16 protein-coding genes are annotated in these 18,882 nt (G+C 75.1%); 7 read left to right on the top strand and 9 right to left on the bottom strand.

What is annotated here, in order from left to right:
* Window positions 1-10 precede the first annotated feature (10 nt).
* On the bottom strand, window positions 11-760 hold the full coding sequence (locus IHE55_RS27710; RefSeq protein WP_197991535.1) for a GNAT family N-acetyltransferase: 750 nt from the start codon (window positions 758-760) through the stop codon (window positions 11-13).
* Window positions 761-1,084: 324 nt separating this feature from the next.
* On the opposite strand from IHE55_RS27710, the gene IHE55_RS27705 reads away from it, so the two are divergent.
* Entirely contained in the window at window positions 1,085-1,396 is a 312-nt protein-coding gene (locus IHE55_RS27705; protein ID WP_197991534.1) for a sulfurtransferase TusA family protein, read from the top strand.
* 236 nt (window positions 1,397-1,632) lie between these two features.
* Here IHE55_RS27705 and IHE55_RS27700 read toward each other — a convergent pair whose 3' ends face one another.
* From IHE55_RS27700 to IHE55_RS27665, 8 genes are all read right to left on the bottom strand, one after another.
* Complete coding sequence (locus IHE55_RS27700; RefSeq protein WP_197991533.1) at window positions 1,633-2,292, bottom strand: DUF4389 domain-containing protein; 660 nt, start codon at window positions 2,290-2,292, stop codon at window positions 1,633-1,635.
* Between the two features lie 979 nt (window positions 2,293-3,271).
* Window positions 3,272-4,195 (bottom strand): RNA polymerase sigma-70 factor, encoded by a 924-nt coding sequence (locus tag IHE55_RS27695; protein WP_197991532.1) that lies wholly within the window; start codon window positions 4,193-4,195, stop codon window positions 3,272-3,274.
* 145 nt (window positions 4,196-4,340) lie between these two features.
* Complete coding sequence (locus IHE55_RS27690) at window positions 4,341-4,814, bottom strand: carboxymuconolactone decarboxylase family protein (RefSeq protein ID WP_197991531.1); 474 nt, start codon at window positions 4,812-4,814, stop codon at window positions 4,341-4,343.
* A 364-nt stretch (window positions 4,815-5,178) separates the two neighbouring features.
* On the bottom strand, window positions 5,179-6,102 hold the full coding sequence (locus tag IHE55_RS27685; protein ID WP_197991530.1) for a class I SAM-dependent methyltransferase: 924 nt from the start codon (window positions 6,100-6,102) through the stop codon (window positions 5,179-5,181).
* Window positions 6,103-6,537: 435 nt separating this feature from the next.
* Window positions 6,538-7,134 carry a dihydrofolate reductase family protein gene (locus IHE55_RS27680; RefSeq protein ID WP_197991529.1) on the bottom strand — a complete coding sequence of 199 codons (597 nt, stop codon included), beginning with the start codon at window positions 7,132-7,134 and terminating at the stop codon, window positions 6,538-6,540.
* Between the two features lie 265 nt (window positions 7,135-7,399).
* The gene (locus tag IHE55_RS27675) at window positions 7,400-7,810 is read right to left on the bottom strand and encodes a DUF7144 family membrane protein (RefSeq protein WP_197991528.1); all 411 of its coding nucleotides are present in this window, start codon (window positions 7,808-7,810) and stop codon (window positions 7,400-7,402) included.
* A 39-nt stretch (window positions 7,811-7,849) separates the two neighbouring features.
* Complete coding sequence (locus IHE55_RS27670; RefSeq protein ID WP_197991527.1) at window positions 7,850-8,482, bottom strand: GAP family protein; 633 nt, start codon at window positions 8,480-8,482, stop codon at window positions 7,850-7,852.
* Window positions 8,483-8,909: 427 nt separating this feature from the next.
* Complete coding sequence (locus tag IHE55_RS27665) at window positions 8,910-10,490, bottom strand: class I adenylate-forming enzyme family protein (protein WP_197991526.1); 1,581 nt, start codon at window positions 10,488-10,490, stop codon at window positions 8,910-8,912.
* A 178-nt stretch (window positions 10,491-10,668) separates the two neighbouring features.
* Here IHE55_RS27665 and IHE55_RS27660 point away from each other — a divergent pair, with 178 nt between their 5' ends.
* The 6 genes from IHE55_RS27660 (at window position 10,669) to IHE55_RS27635 (ending at window position 18,317) form a co-directional block, all read left to right on the top strand.
* A complete protein-coding gene (locus IHE55_RS27660) occupies window positions 10,669-12,279 on the top strand; it encodes an NAD(P)-binding domain-containing protein (RefSeq protein WP_372442738.1) in 1,611 nt (536 codons plus the stop codon).
* The gene (locus tag IHE55_RS27655) at window positions 12,276-13,370 is read left to right on the top strand and encodes an alpha-hydroxy acid oxidase (protein WP_197991525.1); all 1,095 of its coding nucleotides are present in this window, start codon (window positions 12,276-12,278) and stop codon (window positions 13,368-13,370) included. The genes IHE55_RS27660 and IHE55_RS27655 overlap by 4 nt, the downstream gene beginning before the upstream one ends.
* Window positions 13,364-14,761, top strand: a complete 1,398-nt coding sequence (locus IHE55_RS27650; RefSeq protein WP_372442737.1) for a cytochrome P450 — start codon at window positions 13,364-13,366, stop codon at window positions 14,759-14,761. Before IHE55_RS27655 ends, IHE55_RS27650 begins: the two co-directional genes overlap by 7 nt.
* A gap of 42 nt (window positions 14,762-14,803) precedes the next feature.
* Window positions 14,804-16,153, top strand: coding sequence for a cation:proton antiporter (locus IHE55_RS27645; RefSeq protein WP_197991524.1), 1,350 nt, complete (start codon window positions 14,804-14,806; stop codon window positions 16,151-16,153).
* A 300-nt stretch (window positions 16,154-16,453) separates the two neighbouring features.
* Window positions 16,454-17,464 carry an alcohol dehydrogenase catalytic domain-containing protein gene (locus IHE55_RS27640; RefSeq protein ID WP_197992292.1) on the top strand — a complete coding sequence of 337 codons (1,011 nt, stop codon included), beginning with the start codon at window positions 16,454-16,456 and terminating at the stop codon, window positions 17,462-17,464.
* Between the two features lie 205 nt (window positions 17,465-17,669).
* Complete coding sequence (locus IHE55_RS27635) at window positions 17,670-18,317, top strand: CBS domain-containing protein (RefSeq protein ID WP_307826840.1); 648 nt, start codon at window positions 17,670-17,672, stop codon at window positions 18,315-18,317.
* Window positions 18,318-18,882 lie beyond the last annotated feature (565 nt).

Below are 18,882 nucleotides of genomic sequence, written 5' to 3'. Positions count from 1 at the left end.
GGGAGCCGCGTCACGGGGTGCGGAAGCCGCGGAAGACCACCGGTGTCCGGCTGGTGAAGCCGAGCCGTTCGTAGAGCGCGATCGCCGCGGTGTTGGCCTCGGCCACGTGCAGGAAGGGGCGTTCCCGCCGGGCCAGGACGCGGTCGACGAGCGCACTCGTCAGACGGGCGGCATGACCTTTGCCGCGGGCCTCGGGATCGGTGCACACGGCGCTGATCTCGGTCCACCCCGGGGGCCGCAGCCGCTCCCCCGCCATGGCCACCAGGCGGCCGCGGTCGCGAATGCCGAGGTAGGTGCCGAGTTCACGGGTGCGCGGCCGGAACGGTCCCGGCCGGGTGCGCGCGATCAGGTCGAGCATCTCGGGCACGTCGGCCGCGCCGAGTTCCACCAGGCCGGCGTCGTTCGCGGCGGCGGCTCGGTCGGGCCGGGCGCCGGCGGGCCACACCAGTTGCCGGCCTTCGAGGACGAAGACCGGCCGCCAGGCCGGGGGCGGGGTGGCGCGGCAGCTGAACATGTCGGCGAGCGCGTCCGGGCCGAGGAGCTGTGCGAGGTCGGCCCAGTCCGCCGCGTCCGCGTCCGCGGGGACCGCCGAGAAGGTGGCCACCTCCGGGAGATAGGTGGCGGCCCGGCCCTGCCTGCGCCCGAGCCGCGCGTGGTGGCCGCGCAGCGACGCTCCCACCGGGTCGTCCAGGACCGCGGTGTCCCCGCTCCGCCCACCCGGCCCGCTCTTCCCGCTGTGCCCACTCCCGTGGCTCGCCATCGTGCTGTGCCTCTCCTCCGTGTGCGGCCGGCCGGGCGGTGCCCGGGCCGGCCGGTGTGCGTACCCGGGCCGGGCGCGCACCGGTATATCCGGCCGGTGGGACGGCGTCATCCCGCGGGCCGCCCCGCCGAGGAATCCGCCGGCGCACGTGCACCGGGGACCCGCGGCCCCCGCGCCGGGCGGGGTGTCGGGGGTGTCCGACGAGGGCCGCCGGGCGGCAGGCGGACCGCCGCGTCCCGGCCACGGCCGTCCGTGCCGCGCCCCCACCGGCGTATCCTCTCCCCCGCTGTCCTCCCCCACCGCCACCGCCCCCGCGAGCCGCCGATGAACCCGCCCTCCCCGCATCCGGCCGACCTCACCGTCGACGGCACCGGACTGCTCTGCGTCACCCTGCTGCTGAGGCTGCGCGCCCGGATCGCCGGGGCCGCCCCGGGCACGGTCGTGCACGTCATCGCCACCGACCCGGCCGCCCCGCTCGACCTGCCCGCCTGGTGCCACATGACCGGACACCACTACCTCGGCCCGGTCCCCTCCGACCCCGGCCGGCCGGTGTACGCCCTGCGGCTGTCCGCCGACGCGCACCCCACCCGGCCGGACGCCCCCTGGCACCCGGCCGCGGCGGACCCTCGCCGATAGCCGCCCGCGCCACGCCGGCGGTGCCCGGCTCCCGGGGGCCCCTCCGCCGACCGCCGGTGGTAGCGGGGCACCAAGGGCCGCCGCTCACGCCGGTGCCGGCGGCGGGCGTGGCGTCGCCTGCGTCGCCCGACCGCGGCCCGGTCACCGGCGGGACGGCCCGGCCACCGCTGCGCCGGACAACCCGCCGGCACGCGGCGGCCGGGCTGCCGGAGCCGCGACGGCCGGGCCCGCCGGGGTCACCGCGGCGCCTGCTCGTCGCGGAGCCCGCCAGGTTCTTCGCCGCCCTGGTCGAGCCGGAAGGGCGGGTACGCGTCGGTCAGCAGGGCCGCGTACGCCACGACCCTCAGCACCCAGCGGTTGAGCCCGATCACCAAGTCGAAGAGGCCGCGCGGGTAACGCCCGGTGGCGGCCAGGGCCACCCCGGCGAACAGGGTGAGCAGCACGACCGGGCCGCCCGCCATCCAGGTCCCGAGCAGGCCCAGCAGGAGGTAGTGGGGCACGGCCAGCAGCCACCACTTCACCAGCACCAGCCCTCGCGACAGCTCCGCGGGATACGGCAGCTCCAGGCGCGCCGGGTAGTCCGGGACGTCGGCGAGGGTGAACGGCGGATAGCGGTCGGTGCCGAGGGCGCCGTAGCTGTAGTAGGCCACCCGCCACGACCAGCGGAGGACGCCGGTGTTGAAGTCGAAGAGCCGGCGCGGGTAGCGGCCGGTGACAAGGACCGCGCAGAAGGCCACCACGGTGGCCCCGACGAAGCCCGTCCACAGGAAGCACAGGACGACGTAGTGCGGGAGGGCGAGCAGCCACTTCACCAGCCACAGCCAACGGGACAGCGGTCGGTCGAGCACCGCGGTGAGACGCGCGGGGTGGGACGGGGGCGCGGACGGGGTCTTCATGGGACCGGTCCCTTCGGGAGTTCCGGGCTGCTGACGCGTGGTGGTGGTCGCCGTGAGGACCGGCGTGGTGACCGCCGTGGTGACCGGGGTGGCGCGGTTCCTGGGTGCTCGGATGCGTTCCCCGTGCCCGCCCGGGCCCCGCGTGGACCACGGGGGCCCAGGGGCAGGCCGAGGGGGCGGGCACGAGCGGGGGTCGCCCGGCCGGCGGGTGTCCGCGCTGCCGGCGAAGGTGTCCGCACGGCGGGTTCACGTCCGTGCGCCGGCCGGGTCTCCTCATCCCGGTGGGGTGGCCCGGGGCGCCGGGCGTTCCCGGGGAGGCTGTCCGTGTCCAGCATCCCCGGGGTCGTCTCGCCTCCCCCAGGGCCGGGTGGCCCGGGCGCGGGGCCGAGCGTCCCGCGGTGGGCGCGGTCCGGCGGCCGTGACGCCGGACGCGTGGGCCGGTGCGCCGGGTCGGCCTCGACACTCCCGGTGCCGTGTCCTGGTTCTGCTCGTCCGGCGGGAGCCCGGGTGGCCAGGTGACCGGGTCGCCAACTGCCGCATTGATTGGGCGTGCTGGAGCGCTTGCGAGTTGCGGTGCGCCCCGACGGACGGCGCGCCGCGCGCCGCGGACGGGGCGCGGGGCGCCGTCGCCGGGCCCCAGCCCGGTCGCGGCACCGCCCGGGTCCGGGCAGCGACACACCGGGGGCCGGACCACCGAGGGACGTACCGGGCGGCAAGGCCGGTGGGACGTGCCGGCCGGGGAAGGCCGGCGGGGCGTACCGGGCCGGAGCGCCGAGGGGAGGTACGGGAAACGCCGGCACCCATCCCCCGGGTGCCGGCGCGAGGGTGGAGGAGGGTGGACAGGGTCCCCCGGTCCGGGCGGGCGGACGGGACGGGAGCGGGCCGCGACGGGCGAAGCGGACCGCGTCAGGTGGCAGGGGCCTCACGGCCCGCCGGCCCGCATGCGGTGGCCGTCCCGGTGGCCGGGCCGGCCGCGGGCTCAGAGCGGCTGCCGGCGGGCCCGCCGCAGTTCGCGGTCGAGGGCCCAGACGTCGGCGACCGGCCCGAGGTGGGCGAGCTTGTCGGGGTTGAGCACCGTGCGGATGGCCTGGATGCGTCCGTCGAGCACCTCCAGGGACAGGATGTGGAGCAGCTTGCCCTCCCGGTCCCGGAAGACGGCCCCGGGCCCGCCGTTGACCTCGTGCTGCTCGAAGGTCACGGCGATCCGCTCCACCCTGGGGTACACCGAGGCGAGCAGCCGGGCCACGTTGTCGGCTCCGACAACGGTCCTGGCCAGCTGGGGGGCCTTGCCGCCACCGTCCCCGGCCAGCGACACATCGGCGGCGAGCAGCTCCCGCAGTCCGCCGACGTCGCCCTCCCGGAGGGCGTCGAAGAACCGCGTCGCCAGCTCCTGCCGCTCCCGGCGGTCGGCCTCGAACCGTGGCCGGCCGTCCCGCATGTGCCGCCGCGCCCGCACCAGCAGCTGCCGGCACGCGACCTCAGACCGCCCCACCGCGGCGGCGACCTCGTCGAAGCCGAAGCCGAACACCTCCCGCAGCACGAATACCGAGCGCTCCAGCGGGCTGAGCCGCTCCAGCAGCAGCAGTGCGGCCATCGACACCGAGTCGGCCAGCTCCGCCGAGCGTGCCGGGTCCTGATAGGGGTCGGTGAGCAGCGGCTCGGGGAACCACGGTCCGACGTACTCCTCCCGCCTCACCCGTGCGGAGCGCAGCACGTCGATGGAGATCCGCGTGATGGTGGCGGAGAGGAACGCCTTGGTCGAGGCGGGCCGGGTCGCCGTGCCGTCGAAGCGCAGCCAGGCCTCCTGCACCGCGTCCTCGGCCTCGCTCACGCTGCCCAGGATCCGGTAGGCGATCGAGAACAGCAGCGGCCGCAGGCCCTCGAACTCCTCGACCTTGCTCATGCCCGCTCCCCCGCTTCCCTCGCGCCCGGCCGTCGTCGGCGCGGGCGTCCCGTGGTGATCATCCGGTGCTCCGGTGGCGCGGAGCAAGGTCCGGCGACCGGCCCGGAGCCCGGGAGCGGGCACCGGGCCGGTCACGGACAGCCGCTCAGTGGAACTGACCGACCTGGTAGTCACCGGCCGGCTGCTGGGTGATGATGTTCAGCCGGTTGACCATGTTCATGAAGGACACCATGAACACCAGGGCGGTCAGCTGCTCCTGGTCGAAGTGCTCGGTGGCCCGCGCCCAGAGCTCGTCGTCGACCCCGCCGGCCGCGTCCGCGACCCGGGTCCCCTGCTCCGCCAGCTCCAGCGCGACACGTTCGGCCTCGGTGAAGACCGTGGCCTCCCGCCACGCCGCCACCAGGTGGAGCCGCACCGCGCTCTCCCCGGCGGCCGCGGCCTCCTTGGTGTGCATGTCGATGCAGACCGCACAGCCGTTGATCTGGCTCACCCGCAGCGCCACCAGTTCCTGCAGCTCGGCCGGCAGCGGCGCCTCCTTGAGCGCCTTCCCCGCCGTCATGACGTGCTTGAGGGCCTTGCCGGCGGTCTCGGCGGCGAAGTAGTTCAGTCGCGCGTCCATGGTGTGCTCCTTCGTGGTCGTCAACGGCGTTACACCCATGGGACGAGGCAGCCCCGGACCCAGTGACACGGCTCCGTGTGACTCATGCCACCCCGCCGCTCGGGATGTCCGGGCGCGGGCCGGGGCGGTGGGAGGGAACCCGGAACGGCCTGAGTGGGGCCGCGAGCGGTGGCAGGACGGCGGGCGCGGCAGACGCGGGTCGACGCGGGCGTCGGCGCCGGCCCGGGCGCGCTTCGCCGCGGGCCCGGCGGCGCGTCGCGGGACGGGGCGCGGGGGCGCGGGCGCGGGGCGGGGCGCGTCACCAGCCGCCCTGCCCCGGGCCGCGTCGCGCGGACGCGGCGGCGGCCCCGGGGCGGGACAGGCGTCAGCCGGCGGCCGGCTTGTCGAGCACGAAGGCGGCGTAGTGCACCTTCTCGAAGGCCCGGTGGGCGCGGAGCACCTCGGTGAGATGGGCCCAGTCGTCCGGGGTGAACGCGCGCAGCCGCGGCCGGGCGGCGCACAGGGCGGCACGGCCGGCGGTGGAGTCGGTCAGCGCCGCCGCGGCCTGCACCAGAGCCGTGCCCCGGCGCAGCGAGGGGCGGGACCAGTCCAGGACGCGCCGCACCGTGAACCCGGCGTCGGTGGCGAAGCGGACGTAGCGGTCGACCGGCTCGAAGGTGTCGAAGCTCCAGGCCGTGCGGACCAGGTGCCGCGGGTCCGCGGCGGCGAACTCGGCGGGGTCGGTGCCGGCCGGCAGGGTGAAGTCCACCAGGACCAGGCGGCCCCCGGGGCGCAGCATCCGGTGGCTCTCCTCCAGGAAGGCCCGTCGCCCCGCCGAGCCGTAGTGGAACGCCGCTTCGAGGCAGTGCACCCGGTCGAATCCGCCGTCGCGCAGTTCGGTGCCGTCCACGCGGGCGGGCAGGGCCGTCACGTCGGCGACGTGGAACGAGGCACGGGGGCGGCTGCCGAAGCGCCGCCGGGCCCGCTCGATCTGTTCCGGGCTCAGGTCCAGGCCCACCGCCCGGTAGCCGCGGGCCGCCAGTTCGGCGGTGCTCCAGCCGCGGCCGCAGCTGGCGTCGATCACCCGGTCGCCGGGGCGTGCGTCGAGCAGTCCGATGGAACGGTTCACCAGACTTCGCTGGAAGAAAGCCAGTCCGCCGGCGAGCGCCGGCAACGTGGGCCATGCGTAGTAGCCGATGTTGACGAGGTCGCCCCAGCCGAATTGGCTCAGAAAGCGGAGAAGCAGGTGATTGTCGGTGTAAACTTCCGCGATCTCACGGGCCCGGTCGTCATCGATGGTTATGTCCACCGAAGCCATCTCGTTCACCCGATCGCCACGTAAAAATTCCACAGTACCGCCATGGGTTGCGCGTGGTGTGCGTACAACGCGGTTGCGTGTCGGTGCGCACGTGAATTACGAGCCCAATGGTAACCAGCCGCACAGTTTCACCGTGAATTCGGTTGGCGGATTCTGTGTGGATGCCGGTCCTGACGGTCACCGGCTCCGGGCTTTTGTCCGGCGGGGGCGCCGGGGCGGGCGGGGCACCCCCGCCGGACAGGGCGGCGGACCGGTGCACCCCGGCGGACCCGCGCACCCCGGTGGGACGTCGCCGGCGGACCCGCGCACCCCAACGGGACGCTCGCCGGCAACGCGGTGGCGCTGCCGGCGGGACGGTGGCAGCGCCGGCGTGACGGTGCCGGCGGGGCGGCGCCTGGTTCCGTACCGCGCCGCCCACCGGCGTTCTCAGTCGGTGGCGCGCGTGTAGGTGAGGAACACCGCGCCGCCGGCGAGGACGGTGTGGTCGCTCAGGGTCCAGGGGCGCGGGTCGAAGGCGGCCTTGCGGGAGAACAGCGGGATGCCGTCGCCGAGCGTCAGCGGCCCGGCCTTGAGGATCAGCGTGTCGATCTCGGCGTACAGGGAGCCCGCCAGTTCGGCGCCGCCGAGCAGCCAGATGTCCTTGCCTTCCTGCCGCTTGAGCTCCCGCACGGTCGCCACCGGGTCGTCGGCGACCAGTTCGACGGCCGGGCCGGGGACCTCGGTGAGGGTCCGGGAGAACACCAGGTGGCGCAGGTGGGGGTAGGCGTCGGTGATCCCCGCGGCCAGCCCGATCTCATAGCTGCGCCGCCCCTCCAGGACGGTGTCGAAGTGCGTGCCCTCGGCGGTGACGGAGAGCGCCTGCCGGGCGTGGACCGGCAGGGTCTCCGGGTACTCGGCCACGAGGTGCCGGATGTAGTCCTCGGGGATCGGCCAGAAGCCGTTCGGCCCGGTGGGGTCCGCGCCGTCCGGGCCCGCTATGAAGCCGTCGAGGGTGGTGGCGATGTAGTACACGAGTTTGCGCACGCCGGTTCCTTCCGTGGTTCGCCGCTGCGGTACGGCCCGGCTCACCGGACTGGCGTGCCGCGGTGGCGGACCGCCGGCTGATCATCGCACCCGGCGGTCCGCCGGCGGCCACCGCACCGGCACGGCCGGGGAATCGGCGCACGCGCACCCGGGGCCCGGGTGCCGCTCCCCGCCCCTCGCATGCGGGGTCGCGGGGTGCACCCGGGCACGGCCCGCACCGACGGGGCACCGGTGGCGGTGCCCCGTCGGATTCCGGGCCGAACGGTCAGTCCGTGTCCTGTCTGACGACGCACAGCGCCCAGATGACGAACCCGTACATGGTGATGACGATGACCGACCACAACGGGTAGTAGGGCAGCGAGAGGAAATTGGCGATGATGAGCAGCCCGGCGATCGCGACGGCCACGACGCGTGCCCAGAGCTTGGCCTTGAACAGGCTCATGCCCACCAGGACGGCCACCGCCCCGGCGATGAGATGGACCCAGCCCCAGCCCGTCAGGTCGAACTCGAAGACGTAATCGGGTGTGCTGACGAAGACGTCGTCCTCGGCGATCGCCATGATGCCCCGGAGAATGCCCAGTATCCCGGCGACCACCAGCATCACGGCGGCGAAGGCCACCAGTCCGCCGGCCGCCGGATGGCTTTGCGTCGGGTGATGTCGAACTGTCTGCGCCATGGTTCTTCCTTTCGGGCTGTGCACCGCTCTTCCGGCGCGTCAGGTCAGGATGAGGACGATGAAGAGCAGGCAGGCGATGATGTTCACCAGCCAGCTGTGCGTGTTCAGCCAGTCCCGGATGCGCGGCACGGCGGGCCGGACCCGCCGGCGGAACAACACGAAGCACAGCAGCGGTACCGCCGCGATCAGGACGGTCAGGGCGATGAACGGCAGGGCCGCGACGAACGAGGCCCCGCTCTGCTGGAGATTGACCCCCACCGTCATCATGACCACGAGGTCCGAGGGCATCAGAAGGATGATCAGGAACCCCACGGTGAAGGCTCGCCGGGGGTCCGCGGTCATCAGTGTCCCCAGCCACTTGGGGGGTTCGACCGTCTCGCGCCGGAACCAGTTCTTCAGCGCTCCGAGCGCCAGCAGCAGCACCAGGACGTACTGGATGATCTTCCCCGTGGAGCCGCCGTCCGACGACCCGCCGAGGTCCACCGCGGAGTCCAGGACCCCCGCGAGGGCGGACATCACCGCGACGCCCACCGTCGTCGCGGCGGCCACCCCGGTCAGGAAGGCCAGGCTCACCCGGACCGGGCGGGGCGTGGTCACGAGGATGACCGCCGAGACGATCTGCGGTCCCACCATCATCGTGACGGCCAGGGGGAGGATGTTCAGGCCATCCATGGCGCTTTCCGGACGGTGTCGGGACGGAGCGCCGAGGTGCTCCGCCGGGGATGCCGGGGATGTCCCTCCTTCGCGAACGTCGCCGCGCACGGGCCTCCGGCGGCCCTGGGTGCTCGATGCTGCCCGGGTGCCGCTCGCGCGGTACCGACCTGCCCTTCCGCACGGCCCTCGTCGTACGTCGTGAACCTCGTACGTCGTTACGTCGGCCGCGCCCGAGGCACCCGGTGGCCCTCCCCGGGGTGGGCGCCGTCCGCCGGTCGGCGTCCGGGCGCGCCGCGCCTCACGTCCCATCGTCACCCCGGTCCATGTGCCCTGCCACCGGGGCGGCACGGGCCGTGCCGACGGCCGCACGGTGGGGGCACCCTCCTGATCCGGGTGCCGCCGGCCGCCGGGCGGGCCGCGGCTCCACCGGGCCCGGCGGCGCGGGTCAGGAGCCGCCGTCGGCCGGCAGCCGGTCCAGCAGGGCGCGCTTGTCGGGTTTGCCGCCGGGGGTCACCGGTACCCGGTCGAGCAGGGTGAAGGTGGCCGGCACCGCGTCGGCGCCCAGTTCCGCCGCCACCGACGCGCGCAGCGCCGCGAGGTCGGGGGCGCGCCCCCGTCCGGGGACGAGGAAGGCATGGGCGGCCTCCCCGGTGCGCTCGTCGGGCGCCGCCACCACGTAGGCCTGGTCGACGTCCGGGTGGCGGGTGAGGACCTGCTCGATGGGCCCGGCGTAGTGGACCGCGGCGTTGATGATGATCACATCACGGCTGCGGCCGGTGAGCCGCAGGTAACCCCGCTCGTCCAGGTGGCCGAGGTCCCGGGTGCGGACCCAGCCGTCCGGGCGCAGCACCTCGCGGGTCTCCGCCTCGTTCTGCCAGTAGCCGGACATGGCGCTGGGGGTGCGGACCCAGATCTCGCCGGTGGCCCCGGTGGGCAGCGGGTGGTCGTCGTCGTCGCGGACGCTCACCTCGGTGTCCGCCCAGGGGCGGCCGACGGTGTCCAGCAGGTCCGGGTCGCGGACGAGCTCCTGCGGGGTGAGGAGGGCGAGCATGCCGGTCTCGGTCTGTCCGTAGGCGTGGTGGACCACGGGGCCGAGCAGTTCGGTGGCCTCCGCGAGGCGGTGCGGGGCGAGCGGTGAGCCGGCCACCAGGACCACGCGCAGGCTGCCGGTGTCCACCGGGTCGGTGCGGAGGGTGTCGAGGACCTGGTGCAGGCGGGGGACGGCCATCAGTACGGCGGTGGGCCGGTGGCGGGCGATGACCTCGGGGAAGGCCGGTGGCGGGTCGGGGATGACGGCGGTGCCCCCGCTCAGCAGGCACAGGGTGAGGTGGTCGAGGACGACCGCGTTGGCGAAGCTGCCGAAGAGCAGGAAGCGGCGGTAGCCGGCGGCGAGTTCGGCGGTGCGGGCGTCCCAGTGGCCGGTCCGCCAGGGCCAGCGGGCGGCGCAGGCGCGGTAGCTGTGGCCGCAGCCCTTGGGCACCCCGGTGCTGCCGCTGGTCAGGGTGATCAGCGCGATGTCGTCGGGGCGGCCCTCGGCGGTCAGGGTCTCGGGGGTGGGGTGGTGGACGTCCGGGGCCCCGGCGCCGCCCTGCGGCCGGGTGCCGTCCGCGGGCGGGCCGGCCCCCAGCAGGTCGCGGCCGATCCGCAGGACGGGGACGGTGCCGGCGGCGGCGAGGAGTTCGGGGGTCTCCCCCGTGGGGTCGGTGACCACGGCCGCCATGCCCGGGAGCACCGCGCCGAGCTGGACCGGGGTCAGCCCCGGGCGCAGTCCGGTGACCCGGGCGCCCAGCAGCAGCGCGGCGATCTGTGCCGCGAACGCCTCGGGGGTGACGCCGGTCGCCAGGGCCACCGGGCTCCCTGGGCCGAGCCCGGCGGCGCGCAGGCCGCCGGCGCAGCGGGCGATGAGGTCGAGCACCGCGCGGCGGGAGACGGGCCGGCCCCGGTATTCGAAGGCGGGGACATCGGGGTCCTTGCGGAATGCCTCGACGATCGGATACGGGAAGGGGGTTTCCGACGAGTGCTCCACGAGTGTTCCACTCCCCAGGGGTAGAGGCGGCCCGGACGCGCGCCCAACGGTATCCGGTGGAATTCGCCGAACCCATACCGCAACGTGTGACGCACGCCACAAGTAGGCGCCCTGGCGGCGTTCTTTAAGTGTCAAGTAGCGTCGCGTTCATCCACCCCGCTCAGGACGGGAGAACGATGTGTCGAATGACATCTCGGTTGATTACCTGGTAGTCGGTGGAGGTCCCGCCGGTTTACAGGCCGGATATTTTCTCGAACGCGCCGGACGCAACTATTTGATTGTGGAGTCCGGCGATGCGCCGGGGAGCTTCTTCACCCGGTTCCCCAGGCACCGGAAACTCATCTCCATCAACAAGGTGCACACCGGGTGGGACGACCCCGAGCTCCGGTTGCGAAATGACTGGAACTCGCTGCTGTCGGAAGAGCGGAGTCCGCTTTTCACCCACTACACCCCCCGCTATTTCCCGGCCGCCGACGACATGCTCCGCTACCTCGCGGACTTCGCCGCCACCCACCGGCTGGCGGTGCGGTACGGCACCCGGATCACCCGGATCACCCGCCCGGACGACTTCGTCGCCGAGGACCGGCACGGCAACCGCTACCTGGCCAAGCGCCTGATCGTGGCGACCGGGGTGTCCCGCCCCTACATCCCGCCGATCGAGGGCGCGGAGCTGGCGGAGCGGTACGACACGGTGCCGGTCGACCCGGCGGGTTTCACCGGGCAGCGGGTGCTCATCGTGGGGCGCGGGAACTCCGCCTTCGAAACCGCGGACAACCTCGTCGAGACGGCGGCGGTCATTCACGTGGCCGGGCCCGGTTCGCTGCGGCTGGCCTGGCGTACGCATTTCGTCGGCCACCTCCGGGCGGTCAACAACAACTTCCTCGACACCTACCAGCTGAAGTCCCAGAACGCGGTGCTGGACGGCCACATCCAGCGCATCCGCCGGGACGAGGACGGCTCGTACCGGGTCTCGGTGAGTTTCGACCGGGTGGCCGAGGTCGTCAAGGAGATCCGGTACGACCGGGTCATTCTGGCCACCGGCTTCCGTTTCGACGCGTCGGTCTTCGCCGAGGAGTGCCGGCCGGAGCTGACCATCAAGGACCGATTCCCGGCCCAGACCGACGCCTGGGAATCACCGAATGTGCCCGACCTGTACTTCGCGGGGACGATCACCCAGGTACGCGATTTCAAGAAATCCACCAGCGGATTCATCCACGGATTCCGCTACGGGGTCCGGGCGCTGCACCGGATTCTTGAATTCCGTTACCACGGCGTCCCGTGGCCCCGGCGCCCGCTGGAGAAGAGCGGGGACGTCATCGCCGGTGCCGCCGACGCGGTGGTGGCGCGGGTCAACAGCAGTTCCGCGCTGTGGCAGCAGTTCGCCTTCCTCGGTGACGCCCTGGTGGTGGGCCCGGACGGCGAGGTGCGCTACCACGAGGAGATCCCGGTCGACCACCTGCACCGTGCGGTCGCCGGCGGGGTGCTGGGCGAGGTGGACCACTACTACACCGTCACCCTGGAGTACGGCGCCGACCACGACCAGGTCGATCCGTTCGACGTCTCCGTGCCCCGTCTCCCCCAGTCGGACACCGGCGGTCTGGACGCCCGCTACCTGCACCCGGTGATCCGCCGGTTCCGCGCCGGGCGGCTGCTCGACGAGCACCACATGACGGAGAACCTGGAGAACGAGTGGGACGACGAGACGGTCCACCGGGCCCCGCTGCTGGCCTACCTGCGGGACCGGACCGGTGCCGGTGACACCGTCCCCGGCACGGCGGACCGGACGTGAACCGGGCGCCGGACGACGCGCACCGGCACGCCCGCGCCCTCCTGGACCCGGTGCACTACGACTACTTCGCGGGCGGCGCCGGCCGGGAGGTGGCGCTGGACGAGAACGAGCGCGCCTTCCGCCGGCTGGCGCTGCTGCCCCGGGTGCTGCGCGGCGCCGCGTCCCGGGACACCGCCGTGACGCTGCTGGGCGACCGGTCGCGGATGCCCGTGCTCGTCGCCCCGACCGCCTTCCACCGGCTGGCGCACCCGGAGGGCGAACTCGCCACCGCCCGGGCCGCGGCGGCCGCCGGGACGGTGCTGATCGCCTCGATGGCCGCCACCACGGCGATCGGGGAGATCACCGCCGCCGCGCGGTCGGTGCGCCCGGAGGCCGCGGTCTGGTTCCAGTTGTACCTCCAGCCCGAACCCGAGGTGACCGGGGCGCTGGTGCGCCGGGCCGAGGAGGCCGGGTGCACCGCCCTGGTGGTGACCGTGGACTCGCCCGTGCGGGGCCGGCACGGGCGGGACGAGCGGCACGGCTTCCACGACCTGCCGCCGGGGCTGGCCGCGGAGAACATGCGGGACCTGCCCGGCACAGCCCCCGGCGGTGCGGCGGTGCGTCCCATCGCGATGTCGTCCGCGCTGTCCTGGGAGCATGTGCGCCGGCTGCGGGCCACCACCCCGCTGCCCGTCCTGCTCAAGGGCGTACTGCATCCCGAGGACGCCCGGCGGGCGGTGGCCGAGGGCGTGGACGGGCTGGTGGTGTCCAACCACGGCGGTCGGCAGCTCGACGCCGCGCCCGCCACCGTCGAGGCGCTGCCCCGGATCGTGGAGGCGGTGGCCGGGCGGCTGCCGGTGCTGCTGGACGGCGGCGTCCGCACCGGCTGCGACGTGGCCGTCGCCCTGGCGCTGGGCGCCACCGCGGTGGCGGTCGGCCGCCCGGTGGTGTGGGGTCTGGCGGCGGACGGCGAGCGCGGGGTGCGGGACGTCCTGGAGTGGTTCCGGTCCGACTTCGACCAGGCGCTGGCGCTGTGCGGCGGCGCCCGGCCGGCCGATCTCACCGCCGACCTGGTGGTCCGGCGCGGCGGCGTGGGGAGCGGGGCGTGGTGAGCGGCAGGCGGCTGGCGGCGTCCGCCGTGCTGCTGGGCTCCCTGCCGTACTGGCTGCCCGGCACGGTGGTCCGGCTCCGCACCCGGGTGTTCGCCGAGGTCAACGGCGAGGAAGGCGTCACCTTCCCCAACGCCACGCTCGGACCGGACCGTTTCGTCGAGGTGTACGGCCACCCGGGGGCCGCCGGCCGCAGCAAGGGCGCCGCCCTGTCCGACCTGTTCTGGTACTGGCTGGCGCCCGGGTCCGAGGTCCACCAGGAGCACCTGGAGCCGGGCCCCCGCTACCAGGAGGTCGCGGCCGCCACCGCCCGGGTGCTCGCCGGACCGGGCGAGGAGCTGGCGCGGGCCGCGGCGCACCGCACCGCCGCGGCCCTGGACCGGGCCGTCCCCGGGCGGGCGCGGCTGGTGCGGCTGCGCGACCTGATGATGCCGGTGTGGGCGGAGTTCTTCTACGAGCTGGTCTTCCGCGAGCCGTGCCCGCCGGACGCCCGCCGGCTCATCGTCGGCCACGCCGACGACGTGGTCAGCTCGCTGAAGTGCACCCGGCTGCGGCACATGGCCCGGCGCCACGCGCTCACCCGCTACCTGCGCCGCCGGATCGCCGCGGGGGACGTGCCGGCGGACGCGCTGCCGCGCGGCCTGTCCGAGCGGGAGCAGGCGTACTACCTGCAGGGCACGTTCTTCAACACCGCCGTGGTGCAGATGTCGGAGGCCATGGCGCACCTGCTGCTGGTGCTCGCCCGGCACCGGGACGTCCAGCGGCGGCTGGCGGACCGGCCGGACGACGAGGCGTACCTGTCCCAGGTGATGAACGAGACCTTCCGGCTCTACCCGCTGTTCGGGGTGGCGCACCGGATCGCCACCGAGGACATCGCCCTGCCGGACGCGCCGGTGATCCCGGCCGGGTCGGTGCTGTGCTTCAGCTACCCCGACTACCACGCCTCCGGCTACCGGGACCCGGAGGCGTTCCGGCCGGAGCGCTGGCGGCTGCTGAAGACGAAGGAGGCCCACTTCATCCCGTTCGGGGTGGCGGCCAACCGGCCGTGTCCGGCCTGGCGGCTGGCGCCGCTGGCGATGCGGGCCGCGACCCGTGAGGTGCTGCGCCGGTTCACGCTGGACTCACCGGTCACCCACACCCGCTCGCTGCCCCACCGGGGACCGTGCCTGCTGGTCCGCCGCGGCAGCCGGCTGCCCCGCGGCGGGAGGGCCGCGGTGCGGGCGTTCCTGCGGGTGCGTGACCGGTGGGAGGACGTGTGGCGGGCACCGGTGCAACTGGCGCTGGGCACCTGGATGGTGCTCGACGCCCGGCGGCGGCGCCCGGCCCAGCGGTACTTCGCCACCCACGACACCGAGGGCCGGCCGACGGCCTGCCCGGTGCGGCACGCGCCCTGAGGGCACGCCCGTCCCCTCCCCCCGAAGACGAAGGGGCACGCCATGTCCACGACCGAGCTCGCTCCCGCCTTCTTCCTCGCCGTCGTCGTCATCCTGCTGGTCTGCCGGGCCACCGGACGGGTGCTGCGCCTGTTCGGACAGCCCCCGGTGGTGGGTGAGATGGTCGCGGGGGTACTGCTGGGCCCCTCGGCGCTGGGGCTGCTCGCCCCCGGCGTCGAGGACGCGCTGTTCCCCCAGGACCTGCGGCCGGTGCTGTACACCGCCGGGCAGATCGGCCTGGTGATCTTCATGTTCCGGGCGGGGTACGAGTTCCGCCCGGACCACATCCGGCCGGTGGCCCGGCCCGCCGCGGTGGTCTCGGCCGCGGGGATCGTGGTGCCGCTGGGGCTGGGCGCCGCGCTGGCCCTGACCGGCCGGGACGCGGTCGACATCTCGCCGCCCGACGTCTCCCCCGCGGTCTCGGCGCTCTTCGTCGGGGTCACGCTGGCGATCACCGCCTTCCCGATGCTGGCGCGGATCATCACCGAACGCGGCCTCACCGGCTCCCGGTTCGGCGCGCTCTCGCTGGCCGCCGGCGCGCTGGACGACGCGGTCGCGTGGGTGCTGCTGGCCGGGGTGCTCAGCCTGGACCGGGGCAGCGCCGGACCGTTCGCGGAGGTCGTGGCGGGCACCGCCGGCCTGGTCCTGGTGCTGGTGCTGGTGGTGCGCGGCCGGGAGCGGGTGGCGGCGCTCGCCGAGCGCCGCTCGCCCGACGAGGTGCTGCTGGCCACCGTGGCGGTGCTGTTCCTGGCCGCCTGGTACACCGACGAGATCGGCCTCTACGCGGTGTTCGGGGCGTTCAGCGTGGGGGTGTGCTTCCCCCGCTCCCCCGCGATCGACCGGGCCGTGGACACCCTCACCCCGGTGGGGAGCGCCGTCTTCCTGCCGCTGTTCTTCACGTACTCGGGCCTGAACACCGACTTCGGCCTGCTGGTCGACGCGGCCGTGCTGTGGTTCGCGGCGGGCTGTGTCCTGGCCGCGGTGGCGGGGAAGTTCGGGGCCTGCTGGCTGGCCTCCCGCTGGGCGGGCGAGAACCAGGCGGTGGCGCTGCGGGTCGGCACACTGATGAACGCCCGCGGGCTGATGCAGCTCATCGCGATCAACATCGGCCTCGCCGAGGGCATCGTGTCACCGCCGATGTTCAGTGTGCTGGTGGTCGTGGCGCTGGTGACCACGGTGATGGCGACCCCGGTGCTCAGCTGGCTGGACCGCCGCGACGCCCGCCGCGGGCCGCCGCCGGCCACGGTCCCGGGCGGCGGTGCCGGGGGCGCCGGAAAGCCGGGTCCGGACCACGACGGGCCCCGGGCGGGCGTGCCGGGGACGGCAATACCCCGGCGGGCGGGGGAACGGTGAGGGTGCGGGCGCCCCGGGGGACGGCGGTCCGCCGGAGTGCCCGCACCCGCCGTCGGCCGGTGCCGCCCGGGACCGCCGGCCACCGCCGCCCGGGCCTCCCGCCGCCTGCGGCGGGCCCGGGCGAGGGCACGCCGCCCGGCGCCCCCGGGCCGGTGCGGCCCGCGCCCCGGCCGGTCCGCGGGCCCGTACGGTCCCCCGGCACGGGGACGAACGTCCCGGTGTGGGGGTACTGACCGGTTCTGTCCCCGGTCCGGGCGGCGGACCACCCTGGTGGTGACGACGAACCCCCGGGAGGCGGTCATGAAGGCAGCGGTGGTGAAGGCTCTGGGAGAGCCCCTGGTGATCGAGGAACGCCCCGACCCGGTGCCCGGGCCCGGGCAGGTCCGCATCCGGGTCGAGGCCTCCGGGCTGTGTCACACCGACATCCACGCCGCGCACGGTGACTGGCCGGTCAAGCCGGTCGTCCCGTTCGTCCCGGGCCACGAGGGCGTCGGCATCGTCGAGGAACTCGGCGCGGGGGTGCGGGACCTGGCGGTCGGTCAGCGGGTGGCCGTCCCGTGGCTGGGCTGGGCGTGCGGGCGCTGCGAGCACTGCCTGTCCGGCTGGGAGACGCTGTGCGAGAGGCAGGTCAACACCGGTTACGGCACCGACGGCGGCCACGCGGAACAGATGCTGGCGCACGCCGCCTTCGCCCAGCCCGTCCCCGACGGCATCGACCCGTGCGAGGCGGCGCCGCTGACCTGCGCGGGGGTCACCACCTACAAGGCCCTCAAGATCGCCGGCGCAGGACCGGCCGACCTGGTGGCGGTGTCCGGCATCGGCGGGCTGGGCCACCTGGCCGTGCAGTACGCCAAGATCGCCGGAGCCACGGTCGCCGCCATCGACGTCTCGGACGACAAGCTCCGGCTCGCCGCCGAACTCGGCGCCGACCTCCTCATCGACGCCCGCACCGAGGACCCCGCCGCCGTGCTCCGGCGGCACGGCGGCGCCCACGTCGCCCTGGCCCTGGCGGCGGACGACGCGTCCTTCGCGACCGCGCTGGCCGGCCTGCGCCGGGGCGGCAGGCTCGTCATGGTCGCCCTGCCGGCCGGCGGCACCGTCCAGGTGCCGGTCTTCCCCACCGTGCTGGGCGGCATCTCCGTCATCGGATCGATCGTCGGCACCCGCCAGGACCTGGCCGAGGTCTTCCGACTGCACGCCGCCGGCCGGACCCGCGTGGTGTACGAGACCCGGCCGCTGTCCGACGTCAACGCGTGCGTGGAAGAGGTGCTCCGGGGGCGGGTCAAGGCCCGCGTGGTGTTCACCCCGTGAGGCCACCGCGGCCGGTTGACCGGGGCCGGCCGCCGTCCGGGCACCGCGCCCTCCCCTGACGGCGCCGCGTCCGGGCCCACCGGTCCGCCGCCGGCCCCCGACCACCGTCGAGCACCGTCGGGCAGCGGTCGGGACCGGCGCCACGGGCCACCAACCGGGAACCCGCCGGAACCCGTCGGAGCGACTGGAGATGAGAACCGTGGCCGTGAGCCGAAGCGTGGGTGACGTGATGACGGGTGAGGTCGTCCGGGCGCACCCGGACACCCCGTCGGCGGAGATCGCCCGGCTGCTCACCCGCCACCGGATCGGCGGCCTGCCGGTGGTGGACGACGACGACAAGGTGATGGGCGTGGTGTCCCGGACGGACCTGATCCGGCGCCATGCCGCCGGTGACCGGCTGCGTCGCCGGGCGCGGCTGCCACGGGCGCTGCGGCGCCTGGTCAAGCCGCGCGCGCCCGGCCCGGACACCGCCGGTGAGCTGATGAGCAGTCCCGCGGTCACCGTCCATCCCGAACAGCGGGTGGCCGACGCGGCGCGCATCATGGAGCGCCGCCGTATCGACCGGCTGCCGGTGGTGGACGAGGAGGACCGGCTGATCGGCATCACCACCCGCCGGGACCTGCTGCGGGTCTTCGTCCGGAGCGACGAGGAGATCCGCCGGGAGGTGCTGCACGCCGTCTCCGTCCACGCCCGCTCCCCCCGCGCGGCGGAACTCCGCGTCGGGGTCCGGGACGGCACGGTCACCCTGGCCGGAGCCTCGGCCTCGGCGGTCGATCCGTCCGGCCTGCTGGCGGCCGTGTGGCGGGTGGACGGCGTGGTGGGTGTGGTGAACCGCCCGGCGCCCGACGCCTGACGGCCCGGGCCCCGCGCCATCCGCCCGGGCAGCGCCATCCCCGGCCTTCCCGCACAGGGGCCGTGGCCCGGTGCCCCACTGCACCTCTGCTCCGCGGCCGGCGGGCACGCCCCGGCCGAGCGGCGCGGCAGGAGGCGCCGCCGGTCGGCCCGCCCGGGCTCGGCGCGGCCCCTTCCCGGACGGCCCCACCCCGCCCCGGGGCGGCACGCACCCGCACGGGCCCCAGGCACGAGTCGCGCCGCAACCCGCCGCCGACGGCACATGGCCCGACCCCGGGCGGCTTCCCACCGCGCCCCCGGTGACACCCACCTCCCCCGCGGCGGCACCCACCCCGCCCTGCCGGCACGCGCGCCGAACGTCGAGGACGGCCGGACCACGCCCCACCGGGGAGGGCACCGTCCCCGGGTACCGTCCGGCACCCCACAGGGCCTGGCCGGCACCACGGCCGTCCCGGTGGCCGGGCCGCACGCCGGGGCAGGTTCCGGCCCGGCCGCGGGAGCACCACCGACCCGTACGGTGCCGGGCCCGCCGGGACGGTGACGCCGGTGCCGGGGCGGGCCGTCGC

The sequence above is a fragment of the Streptomyces pactum genome, from assembly GCF_016031615.1.
Lineage (GTDB): Bacteria > Actinomycetota > Actinomycetes > Streptomycetales > Streptomycetaceae > Streptomyces > Streptomyces pactus.
This window is presented reverse-complemented; position numbering and strand designations above follow the sequence as displayed.